The organism is Alkalicoccobacillus murimartini, assembly GCF_030813245.1.
Lineage (GTDB): Bacteria > Bacillota > Bacilli > Bacillales > Bacillaceae_D > Alkalicoccobacillus > Alkalicoccobacillus murimartini.
Window position 1 is genome coordinate 451560 of record NZ_JAUSUA010000003.1, and the last position, 9570, is coordinate 461129.

General features: G+C 39.6%; 10 protein-coding genes. 4 read left to right on the forward strand and 6 right to left on the reverse strand.

The features are described from left to right. Positions 1 to 216: 216 nt before the first annotated feature. The 3 genes from J2S05_RS12970 to J2S05_RS12980 all read right to left on the reverse strand — a co-directional run bounded on the left by J2S05_RS12970 (position 217) and on the right by J2S05_RS12980 (position 2653). On the reverse strand, positions 217 to 1104 hold the full coding sequence (locus J2S05_RS12970) for an SDR family oxidoreductase (RefSeq protein WP_306983442.1): 888 nt from the start codon (positions 1102 to 1104) through the stop codon (positions 217 to 219). 171 nt (positions 1105 to 1275) lie between these two features. Continuing rightward, on the reverse strand, positions 1276 to 2097 hold the full coding sequence (locus J2S05_RS12975; RefSeq protein ID WP_306983444.1) for an anti-sigma factor: 822 nt from the start codon (positions 2095 to 2097) through the stop codon (positions 1276 to 1278). After that, positions 2090 to 2653, reverse strand: coding sequence for an RNA polymerase sigma factor (locus J2S05_RS12980; RefSeq protein ID WP_306983445.1), 564 nt, complete (start codon positions 2651 to 2653; stop codon positions 2090 to 2092). Before J2S05_RS12980 ends, J2S05_RS12975 begins: the two co-directional genes overlap by 8 nt. Positions 2654 to 2948: 295 nt before the next feature. Here J2S05_RS12980 and wrbA point away from each other — a divergent pair, with 295 nt between their 5' ends. Beyond that, a complete protein-coding gene (gene wrbA / locus J2S05_RS12985; protein ID WP_306983447.1) occupies positions 2949 to 3578 on the forward strand; it encodes an NAD(P)H:quinone oxidoreductase in 630 nt (209 codons plus the stop codon). A 251-nt stretch (positions 3579 to 3829) separates the two neighbouring features. Here the strand turns inward: wrbA and J2S05_RS12990 are convergent, their stop codons facing one another. Both J2S05_RS12990 and mgtE read right to left on the reverse strand, forming a co-directional pair. Then, the gene (locus J2S05_RS12990; RefSeq protein ID WP_306983449.1) at positions 3830 to 4450 is read right to left on the reverse strand and encodes a YitT family protein; all 621 of its coding nucleotides are present in this window, start codon (positions 4448 to 4450) and stop codon (positions 3830 to 3832) included. Positions 4451 to 4591: 141 nt separating this feature from the next. After that, positions 4592 to 5950, reverse strand: coding sequence for a magnesium transporter (mgtE, locus tag J2S05_RS12995; protein WP_306983451.1), 1359 nt, complete (start codon positions 5948 to 5950; stop codon positions 4592 to 4594). A 211-nt stretch (positions 5951 to 6161) separates the two neighbouring features. Between mgtE and J2S05_RS13000 the strand changes: the two genes are divergently transcribed. The 3 genes from J2S05_RS13000 (at position 6162) to J2S05_RS13010 (ending at position 7955) form a co-directional block, all read left to right on the forward strand. After that, positions 6162 to 6467 carry a DUF2325 domain-containing protein gene (locus J2S05_RS13000; RefSeq protein WP_306983453.1) on the forward strand — a complete coding sequence of 102 codons (306 nt, stop codon included), beginning with the start codon at positions 6162 to 6164 and terminating at the stop codon, positions 6465 to 6467. Between the two features lie 101 nt (positions 6468 to 6568). Next, a complete protein-coding gene (locus J2S05_RS13005) occupies positions 6569 to 7078 on the forward strand; it encodes a hypothetical protein (protein ID WP_306983454.1) in 510 nt (169 codons plus the stop codon). A 25-nt stretch (positions 7079 to 7103) separates the two neighbouring features. Then, a complete protein-coding gene (locus J2S05_RS13010; protein WP_306983456.1) occupies positions 7104 to 7955 on the forward strand; it encodes a family 1 encapsulin nanocompartment shell protein in 852 nt (283 codons plus the stop codon). A 23-nt stretch (positions 7956 to 7978) separates the two neighbouring features. Here the strand turns inward: J2S05_RS13010 and J2S05_RS13015 are convergent, their stop codons facing one another. Further along, positions 7979 to 8473: a hypothetical protein gene (locus tag J2S05_RS13015; RefSeq protein WP_306983458.1), complete on the reverse strand. Its 495-nt coding sequence runs from the start codon at positions 8471 to 8473 to the stop codon at positions 7979 to 7981. Between the last annotated feature and the right edge of the window lie 1097 nt (positions 8474 to 9570).

Here is a 9570-nt window from a genome sequence, read left to right on the forward strand (position 1 = left end):
CATGGCTTAGGTTTTTTTGTTTTCGATCATAGTCCATAAAAAAACCTACATCAGTTAATGAAGTAGGTGGAAGAAAAGGTGATGCTGTGTTTATTCAGATTGGACAGGTAAGTACTTCTAATAATGAATATTATTATGATTCTGTTTTCAGCATAAAAAAAACAGTTTTGGGCCAGCCTTTTCACTTACAATTGTTCAACGGTTAGGAAACCTATTCTACCCATTGATAACACTTCCACCGTTTACATGCATCATTTGACCTGATACATACGAGGAGTCATCAGAAGCGAGATAGACATAGGCAGGAGCAAGCTCTGCTGGTTGGCCGGCACGTTTCATTGGTGCATTATTACCAAAGTTGGCGACATCCTCAGCAGGGAAGGAAGCAGGGATGAGCGGGGTCCAAATGGGTCCTGGAGCTACTCCATTCACCCGGATTCCTTTTTCAATGAGATTGACAGCTAGAGATCTTGTTAATGCAACGATGGCACCTTTTGTTGCTGCATAGTCCATGAGAACAGGATTTCCTTTATAAGCGACAATAGAAGCAGAATTAATGATAGAGCTTCCTTTTTTGAGGTGAGGCATGGCGGCTTGAATGATATAGAAGTAAGAGAATATATTTGTTTGGAAGGTGCGATGAAGCTGTGCGGATGAGATATCCTCAATGTTCTCCTGATAATGTTGTTCAGCAGCATTATTTACAAGTATATCGATTGTATTGTACGCTTCAACCGTTTTGCTGATCGCGTGTTTACAGAAAGATTCCTCCCCGACATCTCCGCTTAAGATCATACAAGAAACGCCTTTTTCTTCAACTAATTCTTTTGTCTTCTCCGCATCACTATGTTCATTTAAATAAGCGATACTAACATTCGCTCCTTCTTTTGCAAACGCAATGGCGACAGCTCGTCCTATCCCGCTATCCCCTCCAGTAATGAAAGCCGTTTTTCCCTTTAACTTACCACTTCCGATATAGCTAGAGTCATCAAATAAAGGTTCAGGCGTCATATCACTTTCAAAGCCTGGTTGCATCTTTTGTGTTTGGGCAGGCCTTTGTTTCATTTGTTCCTCTTTGTTTTGAATATCTTCTAACCCAGCCATAATATCGCTCCTCTCAATAGTTAGTATTATTTGTTACCTAATCTATCGAGATGTAAACCTGATACTATCTATAAAAAAGCCAGTGAGAACAAACGTCTCACTGGCTAGGGTTCATTTTAAAAGGTAGGTTCAAAAAAATGCATGGCGAATAAATTTCGCCATGTGTTTGCTTTAATAAAGTTCAGAAAGCGTTAATACGGTTCCTTCAGGGGCCTGGTTATCAGGCTGTGGTTCCAATGATATAGCAATCGCTTCAAATAGATCTTCAATATTTGTATCAGAATCTAGATCATAAACGATGGCTCCTTCACCTGCGGCATTTGTAACAAATGAGCCGGCTGGCAGTGGAGTTTCCTCTTGGAATAACCAAACTTGATAGACCTCTGAATCAGTTGGTTCTGGCATTTGTTCTACTTGAACAATCAATTTAAATCCATCATCTTGTTGAACGATAGATGCTTGACCCAGATGTTCATTTTCGTCTTCAAGTGATAATAGAGAAGTAGACGTGATCACTTGTTCAATTTGTGAAGATCCAGGTGGCTGAGCAGCGATTCCCTCAAGCTCACTATTTAGCATATCCCGTTCTGATTCAACAAAAGCCAATTGTGATTGAGTTTCATTTAATTGATTTACGGTATAAAGGTTGGTTCCAATGGCAGCTAAAAATACGGCTGCTGCTGCAATTAACCACTGCGATCTCTTTTTTTGTTTAGGCTGAAACGGGATCGGAGCTGGTTTTTGTTTTTCTGGTGTAGTAGCTTTAGTCTCAGTCGTTTCAAATACTGATTGGAGAATACGCTCCTTCATTCCCTCGGGTGGGATAGCATCAGATGGAAGCTCAGCTACTTGGTCATTTAATTCATATAATTCCTGTAGCTGTTCCTGGCACTCTTCACAATCAATAAGATGAAGCTCAAACTCTTCTTCCTGTGAGCTGGTAAGGTGTCCATTATAATAATCTAATAATTGATTGCATGATTTATCATTCATGTATATCGCCTCTTCCGTCTTGCGAACTTAAGGTCTTGCGCAGATGTTTCAGCGCGAGACGTAATCTTCCTTTAACTGTGCCAAGGGGAATTTGACATCGTTTAGCAATGCTTTTTTGAGGCTCCCCATCAAAATAAAACAACCGGACCACTTGCTGTTGTTCATGCGGCAATGTTGAAACAGCTTCTTGTATAATGGAGTTCTCCTCTTGCATAACAATCGTCTGTTCTACAGATTCTGGGTCCGGTTCGGAGTCTCGATCATCAAATTCAACCTCAGTGACCTTTTGCTTCCTAATTCGGTCAATAGCTGCATTCCTCGCAATTGTTAAAATCCAAGATGAAAACTTTCCTTTACCTTCCTGGTAAGTAGCTTTCCCTTGCCAAAGCTTCATGAACAGGTCCTGCATAACTTCCTCAGATACCCCATTATCTCTTGTAAATCGATGGATAAAGGAAAATAAGATTCGTTCATAACGAGAGTAAAGTTCTTCAAGCGCCTCTTTATCTTGTTGAACAATGAGATGGTACAATTGTTCGTCATTAAGGTGTGGCATGTATAACTCCTTTGTACGCTGCCCCTTGATCATTAGAGTGCATCAAATTAAGTTTTCTAAAAACGTAATCAACAGCGGGTAAATAATAAGAGCACTTCTAATTAAGCATACGTAAAAAACGGTAACTAAGATCACTTGACTTTATAAAATATAATATAAACCGCTATCACCTTTTTATTGTAAAGGTTTAACGAGGAAACTTCCATTAAAAAGAGAGAAAGGATGTTTAGTAAAGTATTGATTAAAGGAATAGGGACAAATAGAGGTCGTAATAAAAACAAGGAGGATTTACTTTATGACAAACATTCTTATTCCTTACTATTCTTCATATGGACATGTACATACCTTAGCTAAAGCAGTTGAGGAAGGTGCAAGTAAAGTAGGCGGGGCAGATGTTCGTCTCGTTAGAATTCCTGAATCTGAAGCAGTCAAAGAGGCGATGTCAGCTCAGGATGCCTATGTACAGGCTCAAAAAGACCAAGAGCATATTCCTGAGGCAACCCATGATGATCTTATTTGGGCTGATGGGATTATTTGGGGTTTTCCAACACGTTACGGAAATATGCCTGCGCAAGTTAAACAGTTTTTGGATTCAGCAGGAGGTCTTTGGGCGAATGGCTCGCTTGAGGGAAGAGCAACCTCTATATTTACAAGCACAGGATCCATTCACGGTGGTCAGGAAACGACAATCTTAACCTCGTTAGTGCCGTTGTTACACTTTGGATTAATATATGTTGGACTACCATATGGTGAGAATCCTGAACAATTAACGACAGATGGAATTGGTGGGACGCCATACGGAGCATCAACGCTTGCTGGCTCAGATGGTTCTAGAACACCAGATGAAAGAGAGCTAGTTATGGCCTCGCGTTTAGGAGAGAGAGTAGCGAAGGTAGCATCCAAACTTTCTAATGAGGAATCTTAATAAGAAAAGAACCCAGAATCAGGTATATGGACCTGTGTTCTGGGTTCTTTTATGCCCTCCTAGTGTTCTACGCTAAATCGTCGTATACTAAAGGAAATTAAGAAGAGGAAGGAAGGAAGGACGATATGAAAAAAAGACTTTCAAATAAAGCATTGTTTATTATTATTGCAAGCGTTGCCTTTGTGTACGGCATATCCTACTGGTTTATTACTGGAGATGCCGTTATTCAGTGAAAATATGACAGATTGCGCTTATTCACTTTTCCATTTCCCGGGGAATTTGTCGCTTGGATAGAGAATGGCAGGTAGCTTGCAGCTTGTGATGATAATTGTAGCGATACCGGTAGAAATAACAGCAATTGTAGACAATACAATCTCTTCAGTTGTAACAACCGAAATGCCAGCAACGACGGCTAACATATCAAAGATGACAATGATCACTCCTACATTCCAAGGGCTCTTCGTAGCAATCATTTGTGCTAACAAGTCAAATCCGCCCGTACTGATTTCCATTCGGAACATCATACCTGCTCCTATTCCAAGCATACAACCACCTGTAATAGCACTTGCTAGAGGACCTAGAACAGCTAGATCAGGAGAATAGAGGGAGACCCAATCGATAAAAAAGGAAGACACAATGACTCCTGCTAAACTGTTATAGAAAAAGGGTCGATAGTAAAACCATGCCATAATATAGATGGGGATACTGACAACAATGATCGTTAATCCAACAGGTGTATTCCAAAGATAATGAGCAATTAATCCAATGCCAATGATGCCTCCATCAAGCAAGTGATACATAGTGAAAAAGAAGTTAATCCCAATACTGATTAATAAACACCCAACAACTAATGTTAATGTGTAACGCCACATATATTATCACACCCAACCTAGAGATCCAGATGACAAGCTCTTTTCAACATATATGCAAACCGAAGAGGCTATATGTATAGAGTTGGACAAATTAATGCACAAAAAAAGACAGGCTAAAATAATTAGCCTGTCTTTTTGACGTTACATCAAATGAGATAAAAATGCTGTTGCTATTCCAAAGTAAATTAAAAGAGAGAAGATGTCATTTAAGGTTGTAATTAAAGGTCCGGATGCAACCGCGGGATCAATACCAATTCGATGAAGAATCAGAGGGATCACCGTTCCTGCAAGAGTACCAATAATTAATGTAGAGAATAATGAAGTACCTACTACAAAACCTAGGATTGGACTACCCATCCAAACGTACGCTATGAGGGTAATCAAGCTTCCACAGGTAACTCCAATAATTAAGCTCACACGAAATTCTCGAAAGATTAAACTGGTCACTACTTTTTTGTTTATGGAATTTTGAGAGACACCGCGAACAACAACGGCTAATGATTGAGTTCCTGTATTACCAGTCATGCCAGCAATCATTGGCATAAAGAAAACCAAGGCAACAACTTGTGCTAATGTAGCTTCAAAATAATTCATGATACTACCGGAAATTAACCCGATAAAGAGTAAAAGTATGAGCCAAGGTAGTCTTCTCATTGAAGCAGTCCAGGCTCTCGTAGTGAAATCAATATCTTTACCGGAAGCCGAGAGCTTCTCAATATCTTCATTTGCTTCTCTTATCACTACGTCCATCGCGTCATCTACGGTAATAATACCGAGTAGGGTTTGTTCGTCGTCAACAACTGGTACGGCGATGAAATCGTACCGTTCAATAATATGGGCGACTTGTTCCTGGTCATCAGTTACTTTGACAGCAACCGTTCGAGTAAACATAATATCTTCAATAACTTCATGGATATCTGCAATTAAGAGATCACGGTAGGAAACGACACCAACTAATTTTTTGGACTCATTAATAACATATAAATAATAGATGTTTTCTGAAAAACTGGCGTAATCCTTTAGTTTGTCTACTGCTTGCCTTACCGTTTGATTGGCATGAATCCAAATAAACTCATTTGTCATGAGTCCACCAGCTGTTTCAGCAGGGTAACTCATAAGAGAACGAATTTTAATGGAGTCTTCTTTTTTCATAACATCCAAAAATTCTTGAATTCGCTCAACGGAAAGTTCATTTAATAAATCGGCTAAGTCATCATTCTCCATTAAATCCATAACCTTTGAAGATTCCTCGATACCGAGTTTTTGAAGGATCTCCACTTGATATTCTGTTTCAAGCTCTTCAATTAAGTCAGCCACTTGATCAGGCTCTAGAAAGGTGAGGAACTTATGATGATGCTTTTCAGGGAGAGACCGATAGATGGCCGCAACATCGTATGGGTGTAGTTCGTCTAATAATTCCTGCAAGGATTTTCGTTTGGCTTCACGAATATATTTAATAACCAAAACGAGAAGCTGGTCTTCTGTCATATTGGCGATCATGCTGGGCACCTCCATTCTCATCCTATCCACTTTACATAAAAAAAACCGGCAAGTAAACCGAATCATGACAAAGCGTCTACTAGTATCTATTCCCCAACTTACGCACAGTCTAACCTGAAACAGAATATTCTATAAAATACAGTTGACAATGAGAATCGATTTCATTTACAATGATATTGAGAATTATTATCAAAGGAAGTGAGGGAAAGATATGACATCATTAATGATTGTAGGTGCTGACCACCTTGGATCTATTCCAAAGAAGTTGGAAGAGATGGGGTATGCGAATATTCTACATATTAGCGGAAGAAAAACACAAATGGTGAAACGAGACATCCCAGCTGGCGTTGATATGATTCTGGTTCTTACTGACTTTATTAACCACAACCTAACAAGTGTTCTAAAGAAAAAAGCCATGGAACAAGATGTACCTGTCTGTTACGCCAAAAGATCGTGGTGTTCAATCTATAAAGCAATTGGCCAGTGCCAGCCTAACTGTCCACTGTCAACAAAATAGTTCAATTGAGAAACCTTCTTTATAATTATTATAAAAAGGTTTCTTTTTAATTGAGAATTATGATATTATGAACGTAGCTAGAAGGAAAGAGGTGAAGACCCATGAAGGAAATATTGTCTGAGCTTCATGATCTTTTAACCACTCTAAGAAAAGACAGTAAGACATACATTAAGCTGCTTGAACCACGTCTCACGAACCCAAATAATGATTTCGAACGAATGTTGATTCGAAAAGCCTTAGGTTCAGAGAAAAATCGTATCATTAGCTTAAAGGTTTTACGAAACCAAATAAAGGAATGGATAGGTGAAGAGCCTTATAAAAATCCTTCCACTATAGCGTGTGTACAGTTGTATGCCGATAGTCATGTTGAACACGTTCAATTGCAGTCATTTATTGCACATCTAGATGAAGCGATCATTTTGCTAGCTGATTCACAAAGAGATGAGTTAAATGATCTGTATACGAGATCTCAAGCGAATCAAGACGAGTTACAAGCATTAATCTCAAAGCTAAAGAGCTTTATGACCGATGAAACACAAGATGAAATACAACCCACACATTCAGACGAGAATGAGATACGAACGTTCTCTGTCGGGAGTCTATTAGAGTAATAAGAAAATAAGGAGAGTGAGTTTGATGAGCAAAGCTTCAAGATACCCAGACGCACCATTAAACGAAAGTGAATTTGATCATTTAGATAAAGTAGTTGCAGATATGGCTAAAAGCCAATTAGTTGGACGTAAGTTTCTTAGTCTACATGGTCCTCTAGGTCGTGGAGTTCAAACCATTCATACAGATGTTTATTTGGACGACCATGAAGCAGTTATGGATCACCAAGGTCTAAATGAAGAAATTGCTGAATCAACAAAACGTGTCAGTCACACAATTCCACTAATTTATAAGGATTTTGTTTTGTACTGGAGAGATGTTGAGCAGGCTAAAACATTAGATATTCCAGTTGATTTCTCAGGTGCTGCGAATGCAGCGAGACAAGTCGCTTATTTAGAAGATCAAATGATTTTCCACGGTTCAAAGGAATTTGATATTCCAGGATTAATGAATGTCAAAGGACGTTTATCTCATGTAACCGAAAGCTGGTATGAATCTGGACATGCGTTCCAAGACATCGTTGAGGCTCGCAGTAAGTTAATGGCATTAGGTCATCATGGTCCGTATGCATTAGTCTTATCACCAGAACTGTATGCTATTCTTCATAGAGTTCATAAAGAGACAAATGTTCTCGAAATTGAACATGTTCGTGAAATTGCTACAGCAGGTGTATTCCAGTCACCAGTCCTTAAAGGCAAAACAGGGGTTATTGTTAACGTGGGTCCACATAACTTTGACTTAGCTGTGTCAGAGGATTTTGAAACAGCTTACCTTGGCGAAGAAGGAATGAACCATCCGTTCCGCGTGTATGAAACATTAGCTCTTCGTATCAAACGCCCATCAGCTATTTGCACACTTGAAAGCCAAGATAAAGAATAATAAACAAAAAAAGCATGCGGCGATTAAGCCAGCATGCTTTTTTGATTAATAGAGACAATTTTTTGTTCTGTATCAGCAAAGGCAACAAAATCTGTGTACCCATGATCCTCAAGATGTTTGGCTCCGATATCACAAGCCAATCCTTCCACCTCACGTTGAAATGGTGAGCTGAGACATCCTTCATTGACCTCACAAAGTCGTTGTAAATAGTTAAGTGTATCTGTAAGTAAGTATGTTTTAGCATGTGTGTTCTCTAATTGGCAAATCAGTTTGTGTTCAAGATCTTTCATGAGTGCAATTTCATCCACATTCACAATGAGTCTTTCTCCTTCAGAGGTCATAAATCCAATGGATTGATACACACCTCTTGTTGACTCCAAACTGGTAAAGACAGGGTAAAGAAATTCTTCTCCTGAACGCAGACGAATGGACTTAGCTTCAATAGCTCCTCCAACCTTACGTTTATTCATAAGCACCGTGTTTATATCCTTTAACGCATGAACAGACATTTTCTTCACGAAAGCTCCCCCTTCGCCGTGTATTTCTAGCATCAGTATACTAGAGGATGATAATCATTGTCAATTCGATTTGTTAAGGAATGGTGAGAATTTTCTTATTAGTATGGATGAATTGGGGAGATTTATACGGGTTGATGGGGATTTTTTTGATGTTGTTGGAGTTAGCAAGATGGAAGTTCGAGCAATCAAGACGGATGGAGGTTTATCAAGAGGAAGAGGTCGATAGCAAGACCGCGGAGCTCCGGATCAAGAGAGAACGGGATTTATCAAGAAGTAGGGCGCGATATCAAGAGCATACATGACCTAAGCAAGAGAGAGCTCGGTTTTATCAAGAAGGAAGGGCAGTTCCAGTGACAGAAGGAGAAAAATTTCATTTTTAGAAGGGCATTTGAGGTTTGAGGGAGTTATTAAGATGGAAGTTCGAGCAATCAAGACGGATGGAGATTGATCAAGAGGGAAAGGTCGATAGCAAGACCGCCGAACTCCGAATCAAGAGAGAACGGGATTTATCAAGAAGTAGGACGCGATATCAAGAGTATACATGACCTAAGCAAGAGAGAGTTGGATTTTATCAAGAGTGAAGGGCAGTTCCAGTGACAGAAGGAGAAAAATTTCATTTTTAGAAGGGCATTTGAAGTTTGAGGGAGTTATCAAGAGGAATGGACGAACCATCAAAACGGATGGAGGTTTATCAAGAGGAAGAGGTCGATAGCAAGACCGCAAAGCTCCGGATCAAGAGAGAACGGGATTTATCAAGAAGTAGGGCGCGATATCAAGAGCATACATGACCTAAGCAAGAGAGAGATCGATTTTATCAAGAGCGAAGGGCAGTTCAAGTGACAGAAGGAGAAAAATTTCATTTTTAGAAGGGCATCTGAAGTTTGAGGGAGTTATCAAGAGGAATGGATGAACCAGCAAGACGGATGGAGATTGATCAAGAAGGAAAGGTCGATAGCAAGACCGCAAAGCTCCGGATCAAGAGAGAACGGGATTTATCAAGATGTAGGGCGCGATATCAAGAGCATACATGACCTAAGCAAGAGAGAGATCGATTTTATCAAGAGCGAAGGGCAGTTCAAGTGACAGAAGGAGAAAAA

What these genes read in the sequence shown, in the direction of transcription:
- J2S05_RS12975 (WP_306983444.1), bottom strand. Translation starts at nt 2,097, where the DNA reads ATGAATGATAAATCATGCAATCAATTATTAGATTATTATAATGGACAC.
- J2S05_RS13010 (WP_306983456.1), top strand. Translation starts at nt 7,104, where the DNA reads ATGAGCAAAGCTTCAAGATACCCAGACGCACCATTAAACGAAAGTGAA.
- J2S05_RS12990 (WP_306983449.1), bottom strand. Translation starts at nt 4,450, where the DNA reads ATGTGGCGTTACACATTAACATTAGTTGTTGGGTGTTTATTAATCAGT.
- wrbA (WP_306983447.1), top strand. Translation starts at nt 2,949, where the DNA reads ATGACAAACATTCTTATTCCTTACTATTCTTCATATGGACATGTACAT.
- mgtE (WP_306983451.1), bottom strand. Translation starts at nt 5,950, where the DNA reads ATGATCGCCAATATGACAGAAGACCAGCTTCTCGTTTTGGTTATTAAA.
- J2S05_RS12980 (WP_306983445.1), bottom strand. Translation starts at nt 2,653, where the DNA reads ATGCCACACCTTAATGACGAACAATTGTACCATCTCATTGTTCAACAA.
- J2S05_RS13005 (WP_306983454.1), top strand. Translation starts at nt 6,569, where the DNA reads ATGAAGGAAATATTGTCTGAGCTTCATGATCTTTTAACCACTCTAAGA.
- J2S05_RS12970 (WP_306983442.1), bottom strand. Translation starts at nt 1,104, where the DNA reads ATGGCTGGGTTAGAAGATATTCAAAACAAAGAGGAACAAATGAAACAA.
- J2S05_RS13000 (WP_306983453.1), top strand. Translation starts at nt 6,162, where the DNA reads ATGACATCATTAATGATTGTAGGTGCTGACCACCTTGGATCTATTCCA.